Below are 20,495 nucleotides of genomic sequence, written 5' to 3'. Positions count from 1 at the left end.
CATGGGATACGGACAGTGGGACGACAGCGCCTACGACGCCGCCCGCACCTTCCGCGCCGCCCGCGGACTCGACGACTTCGGCTACACCGCCGACATGCGGGCCAAGCCCTATACGGAATGGGTCGCGCATCCGCAGCTCGACCCCTTCGGCGTCGGAGTGCGCGAATCCCGCGACTCCGCCGAGCACGGCGCCTCGCTGCCGATCGCGGTGCTGTTCGACGTCACCGGGTCGATGGGGCGGGTCCCGCGGATCATGCAGGAGAAGCTGGCTACCCTGCACGGGCTGTTGCAGCGCAAGGGATACGCCGAGGATCCGCAGATTCTGTTCGGCGGAATCGGCGACGCCGACTCTGATCGGGTGCCGCTGCAGATCGGGCAGTTCGAATCCGACAATCGGATGGACGAACAGTTGCGCCTGATTCTGCTCGAGGGCGGCGGTGGCGGACAGAAATCCGAAAGTTACGAGCTGGCCGCGTATTTCATGGCTCGGCACACGGCCACCGACGCGTGGGACAAGCGTGGACGCAAGGGTTATCTGTTCATCGTGGGTGACGAGCTGAACAAATCGCGCCTCACCGCCGCACATGTGCGCCGGGTGATCGGTGACGATGTGCCACAAGACGTTTCGGTCCCCTCGATCTATCGCGAGCTGACCGATCGGTGGCATGTGTACTACATCCTGCCGAATCAGTCCCATTACTACACCGACCCGGAGATTCTCGAGCACTGGCGGGGAGTGCTCGGAGAGCGGGTGCTGCGCTTGGACGATCCGGCGGCGGTGTGCGAACTCATCGCGCTGACCATCGGCATCGGCGAGGACCGCGTCGATCTCGGTGCCGGCCTGGCCGATCTGCGTGATATCGGATCCGATGCCGCCGGCGTCGTCGGTAAGGCGTTGGCCCCGATCGGTGCTCCCGTCCGTCCCCGCAGCGCGGGCGCACTGCCGGCGGCGACCCCGGGTGACGACGACGTCCGGTTCTGACCCGGAACCCGATCCGACGAGCGAAGGGAACACGTCATGTTCGGCGACCGGCATGTGATCGTGGTCGATCTGGGATTCGGCGACGCCGGGAAAGGCGCCACCGTGGATTGGCTGTGCTCGCCACAGGCCGGCTTGGGGGTGGCGGCCGTCGTGCGCTTCAACGGCGGCGCGCAGGCCGCGCACACCGTGATCGCCGACGGCCGGCGCCACACGTTTCGGCAGTTCGGATCGGGCACGCTGTCGGGCGTGCCGACGATGCTGTCGCGGCATGTGCTGGTGGATCCGATCGCCCTGGCCGCCGAGGCCGAAGCGCTGACCGTCCTGGGCGTCGCCGATCCGCTGGGATCCATCGTCGTCGACGAGCGGGCGCTGCTCACCACTCCGATCCACGGAGCCGCCAACCGCTGCCGGGAGGATGCGCGAGGTGCCGCACGGCACGGTTCGTGCGGGATGGGGATCGGGGAGACCGTGCGCTACGCCCTCGAGCACGACGCCCCCCGGATCCGGGACTGTCGCAGCCCGGATATCTTGCGCCGCAAGCTGATCGCGCTGGAGCAGCACTACGCGCCGTTGCTGGCGACCGGGCGGCACGGCTGGGACCCGATCGACGCCCTCGTCGAGGCGTATACGCAATTCGCGCGGGCGGTGGCCTTGGTGCCGGGTGAGCAGCTCGCGGTCTTCGCCGCCGCGGGCCGGCTGATCTTCGAGGGCGCCCAGGGTGTGCTGCTCGACGAATGGCGGGGCCTGCACCCCTACACCACCTGGTCGACGGTGGAGCCCCGCCACGCCCGCGCCATGCTGGCGCGCCTCGGCGCACCGGGCACGGTACTGGGAGTGACACGCGCGTACCAGACGCGTCACGGCGCGGGCCCCTTTCCGACCGAGGATGCGGCATTGTCGATTCCGGAGCCGCACAATGCCCCCGGCGCGTATCAGGGCGCCTTTCGCGTCGGACATCTCGATCCGGTCCTGCTGCGCTATGCCGTGGAGGCGTGTGGGGGAGTCGACGCGCTGGCGGTCAATCACCTGGATCTCGTGGCCGGTCGTGACGACCTTCGCGCTGCCGCAGGGTATTTCACGCCGGACGGATACCGTGACCGGCTCGATTGCGGTTCCTGGCGGGATCTGGACCATCAGCGGTGGCTGACGGGTCTCGTCGCGCACAGCACCCCGGATCTCGTTCCGCTCCCGGCGGACGTTCCGGAATTCCTGGAACGCCGGCTCGGCGCGCCGGTGGTGCTGACCGGGCACGGCCCCGATCGTGCCGATCGTGTGGCCCGGGTCGCGGCTGCGGCATGATGGGTGGCCGTGGAGCAGCAATCCGCCGTATCGCTCGATGTCGTCGCACTGCGATTCGGCGCCGACGACCCTGCCGTCACCTTCGGGGTGGCGCCTCGGCAGTGGGACCCGTTCGCCGGCGAACTCGCCCTGCCCGGTGTGCTGCTCGGCCGCGGTGAGCGACTCGCGACGGCGGCCCGCCGCGCGGTACACAGCAAACTGGGCGTGCCCGATCAGCAGATCCTCGCCGTCGGTCAGCTGGTCACCTTCGATGAACCGCACCGCGATCCGCGCGGCCCGACCCTCTCGATCGCGATGTGGGCGGTTCTCGGTCATCCCGCACCACCCACCGGCGCCGGGCAATCGAGCACTGATGCTTCGGCCGGTTTCGAGCAATCGCACGGCGCGGAGTCCGGCGTCGTCGAGCAGGCCGGCACCGATGCTTCGGCCGGTGCTCAGCAGACGAGCGGCGATGTTTCCGGCAGAGCCGAGGGACCGACGGAGGGTGAAACCGATAGCGCTGCAGACCGTCTCGGTGTGCGGTGGGTTTCGTTCGACGAGGTCCCGCCGCTGGCGTTCGACCACAGCATGATCGTCGAGGTCGCCCGGGAACGGCTTGCCGACATGCTGTGGAAGGACCTCGCGTTCACCCGCGCCCTGATCGGTGAGCAGTTCCCCGCGACCCGCGCGGTCGCCCTCGCCACCGCGCTGTCGGGCACTCGTCCGGACCCGGGCAACCTCAACCGCACCCTCGCCGCGATCCCCGGGCTCATACGCACCGGAGAACGACTGCGGACCAAGGCCACCGGACGCCCCGCGGCTGTCTGGGCCTTCACCGACTCGTCCTCCGGCCCGCACTGAGCCGACCGGACCCGCCCGCCTCGCGGCCGAGAGAACGGCGGCCCTGCTCTGGTGCGCGCCAGCGGAGCGGGCCACCTGCGTCGCGTTCATGCGTGTCCTCCGGCGACGGATGCCGCGCGATCGTCGGCCGGCGGTTCGGTCACCGTGGCGTCCATTCGGCGGCAGGCGCAGTCCGCGTGCGGAGCCCAGCGGCGCCGGGCGACGCGCCTGGTGCGTGGATCGAATTCCAATGTGGTGTCCAGGGTCCGGGGCGGGTCGTCGGCGGCGTCCTCGATGATCGATTCGATTTCGCGCAGGGTCAGCGCGGCTGTGGCGGTGATGGTCGCGGGGGAGGCGTAACCCGTCCGGCCGAGCAGCTGCGCCGCCAGATGCGGCCATTCGGCGTCGAATTCGGTACGGGTCAGGTCGGCACATCGCAAGCAGCTGGTACCACCGGGCAGCACCAGCGGCCCGATCACGCCGTGCCCGTCGCGGATGCGGACCTGCAGGTGCGGAATCCGGCGTACCAGCAGCATGCTGACCAGTTCCGGCACCGGCACCAGCGCATCGGTGAGTATCACCAGATCGGTGCACGGCAGCGGATCCGAAGTACCGCTGCGGTATTCGCTCGACCGCGTCGGAGTGATTCCCAGTCGCCGGATGCCGTCGTGCAACGAATCCGCCAGGGGCCCGCGGCCGTGGACGTGCACCGCTCGTACGCGGGTGCGGCGTGCCCGCGGCCACACCAGGAGTCCGGCCGCATCGATATCTCGTAACAGTTCCAGGGCCACGCCCCCGAGACCCAGTTGCCCGGCCTCCCACAGCAGCTGAGGATGGCTGTGCAGACCGTCGAGCAGCCGGATGAAGGCGACGACCGCATCGGTGCCGGCGGCGGGCGGGTGCAGAAGTACCGCGCGTTCGGGATCCCAACCCAATTGCACCGCACCCGAGGGCCGGCGCAGAACCGCCACCCGCGGATGCAACATCGGTCCACGTGCGTGTGACAACGTCATGGGCCTCAGTATTGTCGTCGGCTCCGTTGGCACCTGCGGGAAAAGTGCTGGTTATCCACAGGTTCGGCGTTGTCCACAGGGCGCTTCGAGTCCGGTCGCGGCGGCCCCGTGAACGCACCGTTTCACAAAACTCGCCGCCGACGCGCCGTGAATTCTCCAGACCGGCGTCGAGAGTGCTAACGCCCGGCCCTCGGCGGCCGACAATCGGGTCGATTCGGGTCGGTTAAAGGAGCAATATGGTCAGCGCATCCCTCGACGTGCCGCCGGTGACGTCGCTGCACGGTGAACATCGGTTTCGAACCCGCGGCGATCGCCCGATCGCGGCGGACGAGATTCGCGAGTACGCCGGGGCCATAGGCGCCACCGACCCCATCCACTGCGACGAACGTGCGGCCGCGGCGCGCGGATTCGATGGCTTGGTGGCCCCGCCGACCTTCGCCACCACGGTATGGATGCGCGCCGAGGAGAGCACGCTCGACGCACTCGTGCCCGGTTTCCACAACGGGCGCGTCGTGCACGCCGACCGCACTCTGGAAATCGTGCGCCCCTTGCTGGCCGGCGACCGCATCAGCTGCGACATCGGATTCGAATCATTCCGCCACTACCGCGATTACGACGTGGTCTCGGTGACCACCCTGCTGCGCGACGACGACGGCCAAGTCGTGACCAGCGGATCCTCCACACTGCTGGTGCACACCCAGCCCGGAACCTGTGCGCGAAGCGGGACGCCCGGCCGGGCGCACGACCTCGAACCGGTTCCGGCGCAACGGCGTTTGCGCACGCCGCAGCGTGACCGAATCCAGCCGTCGCTGCCGCGCCCGCTCGTCGATCTCGGCCCGCTGGCGGTCGGCGCGAATCTGCCCGCCGACACCGTCACGGTCGCGGCCGACGATGTGGTGCGTCACGCCGGCGTCGTGGATCCGCGACGATCGGGCACCACGACGGGCGCGGTGCCCGGCATGCTGACGCTCGGCCTGGTCGCGGGGTATCTCGGCCGCTGGCTCGGCGATCCGACCGCGCTGACGAAACTGCGGGTGCAGTACGCGCCCAAGATGCACTATCTGCCCGTCGAGTCCGACGCTCCGGCGTCGATCCTGTTCGGCGGCCAGGTGGGCTGGCTCAGTTCGCGCCGCCGCATGGTGACCGTCGTGGTCGACGCATTGTCCAAGGGGCGCAAGCTGTTCGGCTACGCGACCGCCGAGGCGCGGCTGGGCTGAACCCGGCCGATCGGAGGCGGTGACGCCCGCCGGCTAGCGCTCCTCGTTCTCGCCGCCCTCGTCGCCGGTCTTGCCGTCCGTGTCCGGCGAATCCGCACCGGAAGCCGAATCACCCTGAGCGGCAGTTCCTTTCGCGCCCTGCTCGCCTGCGGCGTCCGTGTTCGGCCGCTCCTGTTGCGCCGCAGCGCCTTCGCGGCGTTCGCGGGCCTCGGTCTCGGCCAGCTGCGCCAGCGGATCGTCGAAAACAGTGGCGCCGCCACCGATCACACCGTCGATGAAGCCGCTCGGCTTGTCGAGATCCTCCGAACTGGGCAGCAGATCCGGATGCGCCCACACCGCGTCGCGCGCCGCCATCCCCGCGTCGGTCGTCAGCCGCTGCCACAGCGTGGCGGCCTCCCGCAGCTTGCGCGGACGCAATTCCAAGCCGACCAGTGTGGCGAAGGTCTGCTCGGCCGGACCGCCGGTGGCGCGGCGCCGCCGCAGCGTCTCGGCCAGTGCGCCCGCACCGGGCAACCGATCGCCGACCGCCTCGGTCACCACGACCTGAACCCAGCCCTCGATCAGCGCCAGCAGCGTTTCCAGCCGATCCAGCGCGGCCTTCTGCTCGGGGGTGGTCTGCGGTTCGAAGGTGCCCTGCGACAGCAGTTCCTCGAGTTTCGAAGGATCGGTCAGCGACATCGGATCGATGCTCTGCGCGGCCTCCTCTATAGCGGAGAAGTCCATGCGGATCCCGCGCGCGTAATCCTCGACCGCGCCCAGCACCTGCTGCCGCAGCCACGGCACATGGGCGAACAGCCGCTGGTGAGCGGCCTCGCGGGCGGCCAGATAGACCAGGATCTCACTCTCGGGACGCTCCAGGCCCTTGCTGAATTCGCTGATCGCGCTGGGCACCAGCGCCGCGGTTCCCGCCGGACCCAGCGGCAGCCCGATATCGGTGGAGGTCAGCACCTCCTGGGCGAGCTGCCCCAGCGCCTGACCGAGCTGCGAGCCGAAGGCCAGACCGCCCATCTGCCCGAGCATGCCGAGCATCGGCCCGGCGAACTGCTTGGCCTCCTCCGGGAGTGTCGAACTCCACATGCCCGACACCTGCTCGGCGACCGGATCGCAGAGGCGCTTCCACGTCGGCAGGGTCTGCTCGATCCAATCGTTGGGCGTCCACGCGACCGTCTTGGTGGCGCCGGCGGGCAAGGTGGTCGCCGTGTCCAACCACAGTTCGGCCAGATGCGCGGCATCGCTGACGGCGCGCTGGGCGCCGTCGGTGATCGGCGCGACCGTCGAGCCGAGTTGCTGGCGAGCCAGCCGCTTGGCGACGTCGTAGTTGACCGGACTCGCCTGGCCGCCCGGCTGGCTCATCGTGGAGAACATCTGCCCGAGCGAGGTCAGCATCTGCCCGAAGGCCGCGGGATCGAATCCGGCCGCGCCCGAAGCCCCCATGCCGAAGGCGAAGGGGTTGTTCGCTCCGGAACCGGCCTGATCGTCACGCTTGTCGCGGTCGGGATCGTCGTCGCGGTTCGAGAATCCGAAGGGCACGTCGCTCATGCCCCCAAGGCTACGCGGATGGTGATCGTGGAGCCGCTACTGTGGGCCGGGTGAATCGTCGGATCATCACCTTGATAGCGGCTCTGGTGCCCGTGCTCGTCCTCGGTGTGGTGGGCAGTGCGGTGACGGTGCCGTTCGTCGCTCTCGGCCCTGGTCCCACCTTCAATACTCTTGGCGAGGTGGACGGCAAGCAGGTCGTCGCGGTGCAGGGTGCCGCGGTGGATCCGACCTCGGGACACCTGAACATGACGACGGTGTCCGTTCGCGACGGGCTGAATATCTTCGAGGCGATGGGCCTGTGGGTGGACGGCCGCTACGGGCTGGTGCCGCGCGCGGAGGTCTACCCGCCCGGCGTGCCGCGCGATCAGGTGGACAAGTCCAACCAGGCCGATTTCAAGGAATCCGAGGACAACGCCGAACTGGCGGCGCTGAACTTCCTGAAGTACCCGACCAAGGTGCAGGTGCGCGTGGTGGCCGACGACGGGCCGGCCAAAGCGGTGCTGCAGAAGGGCGACGAACTGGTGAGCGTGAACGGGAAACCGATCACGACCTCCAAGGACGTGATCGACGCGGTGCAGGGCGCCGCCCCGGGCACGACGATCCCGATGGTGATCCGCCGCGGTGGCGCGGAACAGACGGTCGAGGTGAAACTCGGTGCGCGCCCGGACGATTCGAACAAGGCCTACCTCGGCGTCACCCCGCAGCAGGTGCCGGCCGGTCCGCTGCAGGTCGATTTCAACCTCGCCGATATCGGCGGCCCGTCGGCCGGTCTGATGTTCAGCCTGGCCCTGGTCGACAAGCTCAGCCCCGGCGAACTCAACGGCGGACGCTTCGTCGCCGGCACCGGGACCATCGATCCGCAGGGCAAGGTCGGCCCGATCGGCGGCATCCAGTACAAGATGATCGCGGCCCGCGACGCCGGTGCGGAGACCTTCCTGGTCCCCGCCGACAACTGCAACGAGGCCCGCCAGCGCACCCCGGACGGCCTGAAACTGGTGAAGGTCGACACGTTGAGCGCCGCGGTGCAGTCGCTGGACGACATCAACGCCGGACGCCCCGCCCCCAGCTGCGGCTAGTCCGGCTCGTTCTCGAGCGTGTGGCGCAGCGCGTCGACCAGGTTGGGAGCCAGGTTCGGCGCGGTGCGCAGATCCAGCTCGGGGAAGGCCTCGTCCTCCTCGGGGCGTAACTGCAACAGGCACAACGAGACTCCGTCGCGCAGCACGCCCGCATAGAGCCGGGCGTCGCGGCGCTCGGGATGCGTCTGCGCGGCGTCGCGGCCGGCTCGGTCGGCGGCGTCGCGGTCGGCCAGCAGCGGTGCGATGGCCTCGTCGAGCGTGCGTTCGGCGGTCGGCGGCAGCACCACGATCTGCTGTACCAGCACCACTCCCTCGACGGCGGGCGGCCAGCTGGTGGTGGCGAGGAATTCGTCGAGCGCCATCGAATCGCCGGTCAGATCGTCCGGAAGCGGTTCCTGGGCAATGGGCGTCAACGCGGCCCCGTCGTCGAGCTGATCCTCGAGCGTCGGCTCGGCGGCCACCAGGTCGGCGGTCGGCACCAGCGCGAACAACTGCGGCGGCTGATCCCAGCCCTCGGTATCGGCGAACTCGGCCACGTCCCGGATGCAGCGGTACAGGGCGGAGGAGGGATTGTCCACAGTCACGGCCGACACTGTACGTCCACCGCGAGCGCCCGCGTCCCCGCCACGGCATACCGGAGCCATCGCGATCCAAGCCGTCCCGTTTTACGTAGAGTGGGGCGCGAGAGACGGTCCGCAGGGACCGGACGCATCATCGGACTGCGGTGTATCGGCCGACAATCGCTTCGGTACGCCGCCGGACCTGGGAGAGTGGCATCGTGGGCATGCGCCCCCCGACAGGCTTACCTTCGCTGTCTCGACGCAGCCGGATATTGCTGATCACCGCGCTCGTGATCGCGGCGTTGCTGCTGGTCGGCCCGCGGCTGACCGACGCGTACACCAACTGGCTGTGGTTCGGCGAGGTCGGCTTCCGCCAGGTGTTCACCACGGTGCTCGTCACCCGGCTCCTGTTGTTCCTCATCGTCGCGATCGTGGTCGGGGCACTGGTCTGGCTGGCGCTGCTGGCCGCGTATCGCACTCGCCCGGTCTTCGTGCCGGTGTCCGGTCCCAGCGATCCGATCGCGCGCTATCGCACCACCGTGATGGGACGGTTGCGGCTGTTCGGTATCGGCATCCCGGTGCTGGTCGGCCTGTTGTCGGGTCTGGTCGCGCAGTCGAGCTGGGTCACGGTGCAGCTGTTCCTGCACGGCGGTTCGTTCGGGATCAAGGATCCCCAGTTCAACATCGACGTCGGCTTCTACGCCTTCGACCTGCCGTTCTACAAGTTGCTGCTGAACTGGCTGTTCGTGGCGGTCGTGATCGCGTTCTTCGCCAATCTCGTCACCCACTACATCTTCGGCGGGCTGCGGCTGTCCGGGCGTGAGGGCACGCTCACCCGCCCGGCGCGCATCCAGCTGGCGCTGATCGCCGGCACGTTCGTGGTGCTGAAGGCGGTCGCCTACTGGTTCGACCGGTATTCGCTGCTGTCGAGCACCCGCAAGGAGCCCACCTTCACCGGCGGTTCCTACACCGACATCAACGCCGTACTGCCGGCCAAGCTGATCCTGATGTCGATCGCGATCATCTGCGCCGTCGCCTTCTTCGCCGGTGTGGTGCTGCGCGATCTGCGCGTCCCCGCGATGGCGGCGGCCCTGCTGTTGCTGTCGTCGATCCTGGTGGGCGCGGTGTGGCCGCTGGTGGTCGAGCAGTTCGAGGTGCGCCCGAACGCCGCCACCAAGGAAGCGACCTATATCGAGCGCAACATCACGGCGACGCGGCAGGCCTACGGGCTCACCGACGACAAGGTCTCCTACGTCGACTACAAGGGGTCGCAGACCAAGGACCCGGGTTCGATTCCGGCCGATCAGCAGACCATCGGCAACATCCGGCTGCTGGATCCCAACCTGCTGACCCAGACCTTCATCCAGCGCCAGCAGCTGCAGAACTTCTACGGTTTCCCGGACCCGCTGGACATCGATCGCTACACCATCAACGGCGAGAAGCAGGACTACATCGTCGCGGCTCGCGAACTGGTGCCGCAGAACCTGTCGGGTAACCAGACCGACTGGATCAACAAGCACACCGTCTACACCCACGGTGACGGCTTCGTCGCCTCCCCGGCCAACCGCGTGAACGTGGCTCCGCCCAAGGAAACTCAGCAGGCCGCCACCGGCGCCGGCACCAGCAGTTCCAGCGGCGGGTACGGATATCCGGTCTTCAACGTCGGCGACAAGTCGACGGTCAGCGATCTGTTCACGCCCAAGGACAGGCAGGCGATCCCGGTCGATCAGCCGCGCATCTACTACGGGGAGATGATCTCCAAATCGGATGCCGACTACGCGATCGTGGGCGGGAACAACCAGCCGCCGCGTGAATACGACACGGGCACCGAGCAGTACACCTACACCGGCAAGGGCGGCGTCCCGATCGGCAACTGGTTCAACCGTCTCGCCTTCGCCGCCAAGTACGCCGAACGCAACATCCTGTTCTCCGGCGCCATCGGCTCGGATTCGAAGATCATCTACAACCGCGATCCGCGCAGCCGCGTGCAGCAGGTGGCGCCGTGGCTGACCACCGACGGCGACATGTATCCGGCGGTGGTGAACGGACGCATCCTCTGGATCGTCGACGCCTACACCACACTCGACAACTTCCCGTACGCGCAGCGGACCTCGCTGGAGGGAGTCACCGAGGACAGCATCGACCAGAACACCGGTCGCACGCTGCCACGCAAGGAGGTCAGCTACATCCGCAACTCCGTCAAGGCCACGGTCGACGCCTACGACGGCACGGTCAACCTCTACGACGTGGATCCCACCGATCCGGTGCTCAACGCCTGGCGCGGGGTGTTCCCCAACTCGGTGAAGCCGCAGAGCGAGATCTCACCGGAGCTGCGTGCCCACTTCCGGTATCCGGAGGATCTGTTCAAGGTGCAGCGCGAGATGCTGGCGCGCTACCACGTCAACGATCCGCGTGAGTTCTTCACCAACAACGCGTTCTGGTCGGTACCCAACGACCCGACCTCCGACACTCCGACCAACGCGCATCAGCCGCCGTACTACGTGCTGATCGGCGATCCGAAAACCGGTCGGCCGCAGTTCAATCTGACCAGCGCGATGGTCGGCTTCAAACGCCAGTTCCTCGCCGCCTACATCCAGGTCGCCTCCGATCCGGAGAACTACGGCAAGTTCACGGTGCTCAAGTTGCCGACGGATTCGCAGACGCCCGGCCCGCAACAGGTCCAGACGTCGATGACCACCGATGCCCGCGTCTCGAACGATCGGACACTGCTGACCGGTGGTAACACCAACAAGATCAAATACGGGAACCTGCTCACCCTGCCGATCGGCGAGGGCGGCATCCTCTACGTCGAACCGTGGTATCTGGAACGCAACAGTGGGCCGACCACGGCGTCGTTCCCACAGTTGGTGAAGGTCCTGGCCTCCTACGGCGACAAGGTGGGCTATCAGTCCACGCTGGGTGATGCCCTCAACGACGTCCAGGACGGTTTGGGCGCCGCGACCACGCAGCAGCCGGGCCAGGCGGCGATCAATCCGCCCGGCCAGCAGGGCAGTACCTCGCCACCGCCGTCGAATCAGAACACGCCGCCGCCGTCCACGACCGCGCCACCGCCCACGAGCGGATCGGCCGGTAAGGATGCCGCGGTCAAGGAACTCAACGACGCCCTGAAGGGTGTCGAGGACGCCCAGAAGTCCGGTGACCTCGGCCAGTTGGGCAAGGCGCTGGAAGGTTTGCAGAAGGCCATCGACGCGTACAACAAGGCCGGCGGTTGACGGCTGCTGGTGGTCGAATGACAACGGCGCCCCGGAATCATCCGGGGCGCCGTTCGCATGCTGTGCCGCGCGGGAACCTACCGCGCCGTGGCTCAGCGGCCCAGCGAGTCGATCAGACCGCTGTTCTGCTCGAGGATCTGCTGGAACTGGTGGCCCACACCGAACCGCTGCGCGGCCTGCTTGCCGGCGTCGGTGGCCTTGTTGATCAGATCCTGGCGGTCGTTCGGCAGCTGGACCGGGGCGGTCGGCTCGGGCTGCGGCGCCGGGGCCGGGGCCGGGGCCGGCTGAGTCTCCTCGGCGGGCGCGTAGCGCAGGTACTGGCCGCACACCGGCCAGGCGCCCGGCCCCTGGGTCTGCAGCACGTTCTCCGCGACGCGGATCTGCTCTTCCTTGCTCGCGTTCTGCGGCGAGCCGCTGCCACCGTTGGCGCTCCAGGTGGACTGCGTGAACTGCAGACCGCCGTAGTAGCCGTTGCCGGTGTTGATATTCCAGTTGCCGCCGCTCTCGCACTGCGCGACACCGTCCCAGTCGTGGGAGGGCGCAGCCGAAGCAGTGGTGGAAGCTGCGAACGGGACGGCAACAAGGGCGCCGGCGACGGCGGCGAAGCCGAGGGCGCGACTGCTGATCTTCCGGTTCTTGTTCATGGTGGTGTCCCTCCCTGCGCCCGCCGACCCGGCGATGTTCCGCCGCGTCCCTGCCCCCAGGAGGTCGGGGATCCCCGAACCGCGGGGCAGGGTTGCCGGTGTGCAACGGTTCGGGTCTGGATGCCCATCACGGGTTCGATCCGGGCCGCGTTCGACCATAACGAACAGATCTCGACAGATCACGTCTTGATAACAGAGACATTTGCATGAAGCGAATAACCGGATTCGAGCGTTGATGCAGGTTGGCTATGCAGTGAGCGGATATTCCGGTCGTTCGTTATGGGGCCGTTATGTGCGGTGAATCACGCATAAATAGTGGGCTGGGTCACGTTTTTACGGCTGCTTTTTGGAGACGCGCGCGTTTCCCGCGACGTTCTCCGTCATTCGGGGGTGAAGCGGTGCTTCCGTATCGAGTCGCCGGTTCGGCCGGTTCGGCACCTCCGTGCGGCGGATCCCGATGACCGGCGGGTCGATGTCGCCGTGATGCGTGAGGGTGGGTTCGCCGAACGTATTCCGTGGACCGAAAGGTGTCGTCCGGAGGGGCGGCGGTCGGCGCCGAGATCGTGTCGACGCTCCTCGAAACTTCCTCTGACCACCGGATTTGCTACGTCTGTCGACTCGTGTGTAATGTTGTGTTCACCGACGCGGGGTGGAGCAGCTCGGTAGCTCGCTGGGCTCATAACCCAGAGGTCGCAGGTTCAAATCCTGTCCCCGCTACTAGTGAAGAGGTCCCGGAACCAGATGGTTCCGGGACCTTTTTCCATTGCGAGCGGCGTCCTACACCGACGGAAAACCCTGACGCCGCAGATGTTCTCGCAGGCGATGCCTGCCTTTGAGGCTGTCGCGGTCGGCGAGGCGGTGGAGAACCGTGGCGATCCAGCCGATCGAGCGGCCGTGTTCGGCGTTGTATTCGGCCAGCCGGGCGTCGTACTCGTCGATCACCGCATCGGCAGCGGCATCGTAGACCTCGCGGTGCAGGACGGCGCGTTGCGGCAGCCGAGGTTTCACACCGGCTGGTTCGGCCGGGTCGGGTACGCCGACCGCCAATCCGAAGGCGGCGAATACTCGGTCCGGCAACTTCAGTTCGGCGGCGACGCCGTCGGGGTTGTTGCGGATCGCGCCCACGAAAACCGTGCCCAGGCCGAGCGATTCGGCGGCGATCACCGCATTCTGTGCCGCCAGCGACGTATCCACGAAGCCGAGGATCGTGGACTCGAGGTACTCGGTCGCATCCACCGTCGCCCGCCGGGCCTCCGCGAGCCGTGCGATGCGGCCCAGGTCGGCCAGCCACACCAGGAACAGCGGTGCGCGGCGGATGAAATCCTGGTCGCCCGCCAGCGTGGCCAGTCGATCGCGCCGCGCCGGATCCCGCACCGCGACGACGCTCCACGCCTGAAGGTTCGACGAGGTCGAGGCCGATTGTGCCGCCGCGACGATCGCGGTCACCTCGTCCTCACCCACGGGCTCGTCGAGGAAAGCGCGCACCGACCGGTGCGCGAGCTGCAACTCGATCACCGAGTTGGTCCGCGCCAGCGAGGTCAGCTCCGGATCGCGGTAGCGGCCGCGCACGGGATGCAGGTTCGTCGTCGTCACCCGACCAGTCTGGCGTCCGGCGGTGGGCGAGTTCCATCCTTGCGATCACCGTGCGCCGATCGCCCGCGGCGGCATCCCGGCCGGCGATCCAGGCAACCACCTCGACGTCCTCACCGCCACCTTTCACCAGGCGTTTTGGTTTTCCCCCTCGGGTTGCGTAGGGTTGAACATACCGACGCGGGGTGGAGCAGCTCGGTAGCTCGCTGGGCTCATAACCCAGAGGTCGCAGGTTCAAATCCTGTCCCCGCTACTAGGGAATACGGTCCCGGAACCCACTGGTTCCGGGACCGTTTTCGTCTCTCCGGTTCATGGTGTGCGGCCGTCCACTACCGTGCAATTCCCCACCGGGCCAGTAGGGCCGGCACCTTCGACGCGGCCATCAGGGCGCGGAACTGCCAGCTGTCGTCGCGCGGCAGGATTCCGCCTCGCTGGGTCGCGTCGAGGAAGTCGTAGAGGGTTTCGCCTTCTTCCATGAGTCCGTCGGCGTTGAAGTGGTAGCGATCGACCGCTGGGCATTGGATGAAGCGTCCGTTGCCGTAGAGCACGGGAGCGGATTCGTCATAGGGGTAGAGCCGGAGTGGACCGGTCCAGTGGCCGCTGCCGATGTAGCGGATGACGGTGCGGACGATGCCCTCGGGTGTCACGTCCAGGTACACCTGGTTCGGCAGCGGGTCGTAGCGCCAGTCCGGGATGGCGTCGAAGAAGGCGAAGTTGTATTTCACGAATTCGTCGATGCCGACGATGGTGCGCCCGAAGGTCGTGACGTCGGTGTAGCGGATGTCGGGTGCGTAGAGCTCGTGATTGAGGCTCATATCGCGGACGAGGAAACTCCACCAGTACTTCTTCGCCCACTCCAGCAGCCAGCTCACATCGACGCCGAGCTTGCCGTACCACTCCAGTTTGCGTTCGAACTCGCCGAACCAGGCGAGCGTGCTCGCCTGGAGTTCCGCTTCCGGGATCGCCCGAATCGGCACGGCGCGATGGGAATCCAGGAATTCCGGTACCGGTTTCGACAACCGTGGCTGCCGCAGAGCCTGCTGAAACTGTTCCTCGTCGAACATGGGGACCCTTTCACCCGACGAGCGCTACCACCACGATGTGAGGGTATTCCGCGCACCAAGGTGAATCACATGATTTGCGGTCACCATGCGGGCGGTGACGCGGCAGGCGAATCTGAGCCCGCGATATTTCTACGAAAGCTTCGAGAGCCGAGAGGCTGTGGTCACCGCCGTCTACGACCGCACCGAAGCCGCACTGCGCGTGACCGGCTCGTCGACGCCGCCGCGGGAATCGTCGACGGTCTACTCGGCGTCGCGTTCACACTCTGACCCGAGCCGGACTTCCGGCCGGTCCGAGTGGTCGGGGCCCTGTATGGGTGCGCCGAACCAGAACTCCATCGCCGCCCGCAGGCCGGATTCCGCGGTGTCCGCGTGCTCGCCGACGGTCGCCGCCCACGCTATGTGCGCATCCGGACGGATGAGGAGAGCGTCGGCGGGACGATCGGCGGTCTCGGCGGTGCGAATCTCGATGCGGTGTCCCCATTCTCGGGCCGCCGCGCGCAGCTCCGGCCGGTCGGCGAGGTCGAGCAGGACGGGCCGCGCGTCGTGGAGCAGCGCCGCGACGTCGGTGCTGCCCGCGCCGGTGCGCAGGGCCAGGTTCGGAGCGAAGGTACCGGTCGCGGGGTGGCCGTTCGGGTTGGGCAGTTCATAGCGGATGTCGGCACCGGCGATGAGGGCGCCCATGCGCCGCAGCGGCTGGTCGTCGGTGAGAAGCTCCTGAAAGACCGTCCGCAGCGCCTCGGCCGCGGGGTCGTGCCCACGCCGCAGCGCCACCTGCGCCCGGGTGTGCAGCATCGTGCGCGCCCCCGCGAAATACCGTTCGTCGTGGTAGCTGTCCAGCAGCCCGTCCGGTGCCCAGCCCTGGACGTCGGCGGCCAGCTTCCAGGCGAGGTTGACCGCGTCCAGCATGCCGGCGTTGAGTGCGACACCCGTGGCCGGGAACAGGTGGGCCGCGTCGCCGGCGAGCAGGACCCGGCCCTCGCGGTAGCGTTCGGCCTGGCGCGCCTTGAAGGTGAAACGAGACAGCCGATGTGTCTGCGCCACAGGAAGTTCCGCGCCCAGCACGCGGCGGATGCTGTCCTGCAGCTCGGCCACGGTCAGCGGTACGTCGTCGTCGTATTCGACGGACTCGTCCTCGATCGTGTAGACCGACAACACGTCCGAGGTGGGCGAGACGCCCATCCCGAACAGCCCGCGGTCGGTGCGCGTGAAGCCCGCCCGGATGATGCCGAAACCGTCGACGTCGAGGTCGCCGTTGTCGAGCCGGGTCACCGCATCGGCGACCGTGATCTGGGCCAGCCGGTTGACCTCCGGATAGACGGTGCCGGGGAACGGAATTCCGGCGAGGTCGCGAATCCGGCTGCGGGCACCGTCGCAGCCCACGAGGTAGCGGGCGCTCACCCGGTAGGCGCCGTCCGGGCCCCGCACCTGCGCGGTGACCGCGTCGGCGTCCTGCGTCACGTCCAGCACCTGGTGTCCGCGCCGGATGTCGACGCCGAGTTCACCGGCGCGTTCGCCGAGCAACAGCTCGAGCTGCTGTTGCGGCAGCGGCAAGGCGTGCATCGGAGACTCGGCGAGCCCGGTGAGATCCACATGGACACCGCCGAACGGGAACCGCGGAGCCGGTATCGGATCGGTGCAAGCCGCCTCGAACCGGTCGAGCAGGCCGCGGTAACGCAACAATTCGAGAATCTGCCCGCCGAGCCCACCGGCCTTCGGAGTGTCACGCGGCTGTGGTTGCCGTTCCAGTACCAGCGGCCGCACTCCCGCCGCTTGCAGTTCGGCGGCCAGCATCAGGCCGGTCGGGCCCGCGCCCACGATGATCACGTCGGTATGCATTCCACTCCTGTTCCGGCCGTTTCCGGCCGGTCGAACGATTCGGATACCTGGCACTGCTGGGCGCTACCGCGCCCCGTGCCTGTCGTGCCGGGGCCACCCGCCCTTGGAATGGATGACCGTGCGCGGAGGCACGGGACGGGCGACGAAGCGTCGCTGATCGGCCTGGGCAGGGAAGGTGCTGTGTTGCTTTCGCATATCGTTACCGCCTCAGGTGTAGTACTCTGAACGAAGAGTTTTGAACCGTAGTACTACGAATGGAGTGGTATCAAGTGGTGCGCACGAATCCGGAACGCCGGCAGGCTCTGCTGGACGCGTCCATCGAGGTCCTGGCCCGAGAGGGGGCGCGCGGACTGACCTTTCGCGCGGTGGACCAGGAGGCGGGAGTGCCGGCGGGAACGGCGTCCAACTACTTCCCCAATCGGGACGCGCTGCTCGTCCAGGTCGGCCATCGCTATTACGAGCGGCTGATCCCGAGCGAGGAGGCGATGGCGAAATCGCGCGGGCCGCAGACCCGCGAGAGCATGACCGAACTCATGACCGAGGTGGTCGACCGGGTCTTCCATTTCCGCACCGGCTATCTCGCGATTCTCGAACTCCGGTTGGAGGCCACCCGTCGTCCGGAACTGCAGGCGCTGCTGACCGAACGGGTGCGCGCGGATCTGGACTTCAACATCAGCAACTTCCGGGATTCCGAGCTGCCCGGTGACGAGGACGCCGTGGTGCTGCTGTACCTCGCCTTGAACTGGCTCATCCTCGAAAGACTCACGCTTCCGGGCATTTTCGACGAGCAGCGGGCGGCGGAGCTCGTCCGCACGATCGTGAACCGCGCCATCCCCGCCGCAGGGTGACCCCCGGGTGAACACCCGACGACAGGGACGGCGCCGCAGACCTCAGTCGGCCGTCGGCGCTCCCGCGACCCGGCGCTCGCCGTTGTTGCGCTCCTGCCAGCGGCGGTAGACGTCGACCGCGTCGGCGTGGGACTCGTGGCGCATCGGCAGGCGTCGCTGATCCCACGGCTTGGCGAATTCGTCGTAGAAGGTGTTCAGCTCGAAGTATTTCCGGTCGTCGACGTAGTGCGGAGCGTAGGCCTCGCGGGTGGTGAGGAAGACGACCTCGTCGGGGGAGCAGTAGTACAGCGCGCCCAGGCACATCGGGCAGGGGAGGGCGAGAATGTAGATCGTGGCACCGGTCAGATGTTCGGTGCCGAGGGTGGTGCAGGCCCGGCGGATCGCGAGGATCTCCGCGTGCGCGGTCGGGTCGTTGGTCTGGGCGACCAGGTTGGGGCTTTCGGCGAGAATTTCCCCGTCCTTGACGATGACCGTCGCGAACGGCCGGCCACCCTCCTCCACGTTGCGGCGGGCCAGATCGATGGTGCGTTGTGCGAAATCCATTGCACTCCTTGGTGAGTCGAGTTCCGGGCGACGGGCGCTCAGAAGGGTTTGGTGGGCAGGTACTTGCCGTCCAGCGTGATCACGGCGCGTTCGCCGCCCTCCGGATCGGGCACCTTGCGCACGTCGAGTTCGAAGTTGATGGCGCTGATGATGCCGTCGCCGAACTGTTCGTGGACCAGCGCCTTGAGGGTGGTGCCGTACACCTGCAGCATCTCGTAGAAGCGGTAGATCGTCGGATCCGTCGGCACACCACCCGGAATCGACCCGCGGGTCGGAATGGTCTGCAGCAGCGCCGCCGCGTCGTCGCCCAGGCCGAGCAGCGCGGCCACGGCTTCCGCGGACTGTTTCGGCAGCGGATGCTGACCGAGGATCGCCGCGGTCACGAAGGCCGTCGAATAGCCGGCGGTATCGGCGATCTGCTGCCAGGTGAGATCCTTGGCGATCTTCGCCTCGACCGCCGTGACGGCCAGCGCCTGACGGGCGGCCGGATCGAACTGTGCGTGCACCATAGGGTTTCCTTTCTTTCGACCGCCGTATTGCCCGGCGGCACAGGGGGTTTCAGGCGGCGATGATCCGGTCGTCACCGGCCGGATCGATCACCGTGACAATGCCGGTGCCGATGTCGAAGACCCAGCCCTCGACGGTGACGGCACCGGTCGACAACGCGCGCGCCACCGCGGGGTGGGTGGCCAGATTCGCCTGCTGGGCAACGACATTCGCGCGAATCAGCGAGGCGGTCGCCTGCGAGCCAGGGCGGGCCGCCGCGGCATCGGCATGCCGCAGCCAGGCGGCGACGGTCGGCATCGTGCTGAGATCGTGGCGTTCGGCCAGCGCCGTCATCGCCCCGCAGCCCGAGTGTCCGCACACCACGATGCGTTCGACGCCCAGCACCGCGACGGCGTACTCGATACTGGCCGCGACGCCGTCGGCGCCCGGCCCGTAGGCGGGAACGAGATTGCCGGCGGTGCGAATCACGAACAGTTCACCGGGTTCGCTGCTGGTGATCAGTTCGGGGACGACGCGTGCGTCCGAGCAGCCGATGAACAGCGTGGCGGGCGTATGGGTCGTCGTGAGCCGGGCGAACAACTCCGCCTTGGCGGGGAAGACGGCGTCGCGGAAGTGCGTGACGCCGGTGGCGAGGTCATGCATGGGGCGCTCCGTTCGGAGTGGCTGGGTGACTGAGACCAGCCTGCATGACCAGTGTCTATAGGGGCCAATACTTGTATTGGATCGTGATAATAGTTTGCATCAATAGTCCTGTGCCGTGGCGTGGATCGCGCGGGTGAACGCGCGGGCGGCGGCGGAATGGTAGGCGGTATGGCGGCGCAGTAGTTCCACGGTGCGAATCGGCAGGGCCGGGTCCAGGGCGATCGGGTGCAGATCGGCGTGAGCCCGCGTGATCGCGTCGGGCAGGACCGTGGCGAGCGAGCCGCGCCGGACGAATTCCAGCAGCGCGCTGATCGAATTCGCCTCGACCGCGATATCCGGAGCGACGCCGCATTCGTCGAAATACCGGTCGATGTGCAGGCGCGTCGCGAAGTCCGCGCTCAGCAATCCGAGCGGTACGCCGGCGAGTTCGCCGGCCGACAGTGGTTGCGCGGCACCGGCATACGGATGATCGGAGCCGACGACCAGTCCGAGTTTCTCGGTGAACAGCGCGGTGTGCTCGACCCCCGCGGCGTGCGCACCGGCGAAGGCGATCCCGAGATCGAGCCGATCGGCGAGCAGATCCGCCTCGATCGCATCCTGGGTCGTCTCGCGGAGGGTGAGGCTGATCCCCGGATGGTCGGAGCGGAACCGGTGTACCAGCGGGCCGATCAGATAGGCGGTGAAGGTCGGTGTCGTCGCCACCCGCAGATGGCCGCGCGACAGGTCCTGGACGTCGTGCACCGCGCGTTCGCCGGCCTCCAGATCGCGCAGTGCGAGCCGGGCGTGGCGCGCGTACGCCTGCCCGGCATCGGTCAGTCGGACCGTGCGGCCGGAGCGGTCGAGCAGTACCACGCCCAGGACTCGCTCGAGCTGCTTGATCTGCTGGGACAGCGTCGGCTGCGAGATGTGCAGGGATTCCGCGGCGCGGGTGAAGTTGCCGTGGTCGGCGACGGCCAGCAGGTACCGGATATGGCGCAGCTCCATCGGCCAACTATAGGTCGCACCAATGGCGATGATGGGGAGAGTGTCTTGGACACTATCGCCGCTGTTCGGCATGCTGGCGAGAGCACCCGCGCAGCCGAT

General features: G+C 67.8%; 18 protein-coding genes, 2 tRNA genes and 1 pseudogene. 10 read left to right on the top strand and 11 right to left on the bottom strand.

Translation table 11 applies throughout. The features are described 5' to 3' along the window. The first annotated feature begins 1 nt into the window (after position 1). The 3 genes from NA3_RS11205 to NA3_RS38545 are packed head-to-tail and all read left to right on the top strand — an operon-like array spanning position 2 to position 3,121. Positions 2-982: a hypothetical protein gene (locus tag NA3_RS11205; RefSeq protein ID WP_062963632.1), complete on the top strand. Its 981-nt coding sequence runs from the start codon at positions 2-4 to the stop codon at positions 980-982. A gap of 36 nt (positions 983-1,018) precedes the next feature. Continuing rightward, positions 1,019-2,281 (top strand): adenylosuccinate synthetase, encoded by a 1,263-nt coding sequence (locus NA3_RS11200; protein ID WP_062963441.1) that lies wholly within the window; start codon positions 1,019-1,021, stop codon positions 2,279-2,281. Positions 2,282-2,290: 9 nt separating this feature from the next. After that, positions 2,291-3,121 (top strand): NUDIX hydrolase, encoded by an 831-nt coding sequence (locus NA3_RS38545; RefSeq protein ID WP_062963631.1) that lies wholly within the window; start codon positions 2,291-2,293, stop codon positions 3,119-3,121. An 86-nt stretch (positions 3,122-3,207) separates the two neighbouring features. On the opposite strand, the gene NA3_RS11190 is transcribed toward NA3_RS38545, so the two are convergent. Further along, the gene (locus NA3_RS11190) at positions 3,208-4,113 is read right to left on the bottom strand and encodes a TOMM precursor leader peptide-binding protein (protein ID WP_084491436.1); all 906 of its coding nucleotides are present in this window, start codon (positions 4,111-4,113) and stop codon (positions 3,208-3,210) included. Between the two features lie 236 nt (positions 4,114-4,349). Between NA3_RS11190 and NA3_RS11185 the strand changes: the two genes are divergently transcribed. Further along, positions 4,350-5,330, top strand: coding sequence for an FAS1-like dehydratase domain-containing protein (locus NA3_RS11185; protein ID WP_062963439.1), 981 nt, complete (start codon positions 4,350-4,352; stop codon positions 5,328-5,330). Between the two features lie 33 nt (positions 5,331-5,363). Here NA3_RS11185 and NA3_RS11180 read toward each other — a convergent pair whose 3' ends face one another. Then, a complete protein-coding gene (locus NA3_RS11180; RefSeq protein ID WP_084491435.1) occupies positions 5,364-6,869 on the bottom strand; it encodes a zinc-dependent metalloprotease in 1,506 nt (501 codons plus the stop codon). Positions 6,870-6,919: 50 nt separating this feature from the next. Here NA3_RS11180 and NA3_RS11175 point away from each other — a divergent pair, with 50 nt between their 5' ends. Beyond that, positions 6,920-7,945, top strand: coding sequence for a YlbL family protein (locus NA3_RS11175; RefSeq protein ID WP_218021802.1), 1,026 nt, complete (start codon positions 6,920-6,922; stop codon positions 7,943-7,945). Here NA3_RS11175 and NA3_RS11170 read toward each other — a convergent pair. Then, a complete protein-coding gene (locus NA3_RS11170; protein WP_265337395.1) occupies positions 7,942-8,589 on the bottom strand; it encodes a PPA1309 family protein in 648 nt (215 codons plus the stop codon). The genes NA3_RS11175 and NA3_RS11170 overlap by 4 nt on opposite strands. Positions 8,590-8,723: 134 nt before the next feature. Here NA3_RS11170 and NA3_RS11165 point away from each other — a divergent pair, with 134 nt between their 5' ends. Then, positions 8,724-11,738, top strand: coding sequence for a UPF0182 family protein (locus NA3_RS11165; protein ID WP_084491433.1), 3,015 nt, complete (start codon positions 8,724-8,726; stop codon positions 11,736-11,738). Positions 11,739-11,830: 92 nt separating this feature from the next. Here NA3_RS11165 and NA3_RS11160 read toward each other — a convergent pair whose 3' ends face one another. After that, positions 11,831-12,382: a transglycosylase family protein gene (locus tag NA3_RS11160; RefSeq protein ID WP_062963436.1), complete on the bottom strand. Its 552-nt coding sequence runs from the start codon at positions 12,380-12,382 to the stop codon at positions 11,831-11,833. 643 nt (positions 12,383-13,025) lie between these two features. Between NA3_RS11160 and NA3_RS11155 the strand changes: the two genes are divergently transcribed. Further along, positions 13,026-13,099 (top strand) — tRNA-Met (locus NA3_RS11155). A 60-nt stretch (positions 13,100-13,159) separates the two neighbouring features. On the opposite strand, the gene NA3_RS11150 is transcribed toward NA3_RS11155, so the two are convergent. After that, positions 13,160-13,975, bottom strand: coding sequence for an NADPH-dependent oxidoreductase (locus NA3_RS11150; RefSeq protein WP_372464244.1), 816 nt, complete (start codon positions 13,973-13,975; stop codon positions 13,160-13,162). A 176-nt stretch (positions 13,976-14,151) separates the two neighbouring features. Here NA3_RS11150 and NA3_RS11145 point away from each other — a divergent pair. Then, a tRNA-Met gene (locus tag NA3_RS11145) sits at positions 14,152-14,225 on the top strand. A 76-nt stretch (positions 14,226-14,301) separates the two neighbouring features. On the opposite strand, the gene NA3_RS11140 is transcribed toward NA3_RS11145, so the two are convergent. Beyond that, entirely contained in the window at positions 14,302-15,036 is a 735-nt protein-coding gene (locus NA3_RS11140) for a nuclear transport factor 2 family protein (protein WP_062963435.1), read from the bottom strand. A gap of 76 nt (positions 15,037-15,112) precedes the next feature. Between NA3_RS11140 and NA3_RS38540 the strand changes: the two are divergent. Further along, positions 15,113-15,232: pseudogene (locus NA3_RS38540) on the top strand (TetR family transcriptional regulator); the annotation flags it as partial. A 44-nt stretch (positions 15,233-15,276) separates the two neighbouring features. Here NA3_RS38540 and NA3_RS11135 read toward each other — a convergent pair. Further along, entirely contained in the window at positions 15,277-16,872 is a 1,596-nt protein-coding gene (locus NA3_RS11135; RefSeq protein WP_084491432.1) for an FAD-dependent monooxygenase, read from the bottom strand. 254 nt (positions 16,873-17,126) lie between these two features. On the opposite strand from NA3_RS11135, the gene NA3_RS11130 reads away from it, so the two are divergent. Beyond that, the gene (locus NA3_RS11130) at positions 17,127-17,720 is read left to right on the top strand and encodes a TetR/AcrR family transcriptional regulator (protein ID WP_174561065.1); all 594 of its coding nucleotides are present in this window, start codon (positions 17,127-17,129) and stop codon (positions 17,718-17,720) included. A gap of 42 nt (positions 17,721-17,762) precedes the next feature. On the opposite strand, the gene NA3_RS11125 is transcribed toward NA3_RS11130, so the two are convergent. The 4 genes from NA3_RS11125 to cynR all read right to left on the bottom strand — a co-directional run bounded on the left by NA3_RS11125 (position 17,763) and on the right by cynR (position 20,396). Continuing rightward, positions 17,763-18,263, bottom strand: coding sequence for a nucleoside deaminase (locus NA3_RS11125; RefSeq protein WP_062963434.1), 501 nt, complete (start codon positions 18,261-18,263; stop codon positions 17,763-17,765). A gap of 38 nt (positions 18,264-18,301) precedes the next feature. Then, positions 18,302-18,772, bottom strand: a complete 471-nt coding sequence (gene cynS, locus NA3_RS11120; protein WP_062963433.1) for a cyanase — start codon at positions 18,770-18,772, stop codon at positions 18,302-18,304. Between the two features lie 49 nt (positions 18,773-18,821). Beyond that, positions 18,822-19,412: a carbonic anhydrase gene (locus NA3_RS11115; protein WP_062963432.1), complete on the bottom strand. Its 591-nt coding sequence runs from the start codon at positions 19,410-19,412 to the stop codon at positions 18,822-18,824. A 99-nt stretch (positions 19,413-19,511) separates the two neighbouring features. Further along, positions 19,512-20,396, bottom strand: coding sequence for a transcriptional regulator CynR (gene cynR, locus NA3_RS11110; RefSeq protein WP_062963627.1), 885 nt, complete (start codon positions 20,394-20,396; stop codon positions 19,512-19,514). Between the last annotated feature and the right edge of the window lie 99 nt (positions 20,397-20,495).

The sequence above is a fragment of the Nocardia africana NBRC 100379 genome (genome assembly GCF_001612635.1).
Lineage (GTDB): Bacteria > Actinomycetota > Actinomycetes > Mycobacteriales > Mycobacteriaceae > Nocardia > Nocardia africana.
The sequence above is the reverse complement of the archived record's forward strand: the minus strand, read 5'-3'. Positions and strand labels throughout refer to the sequence as shown.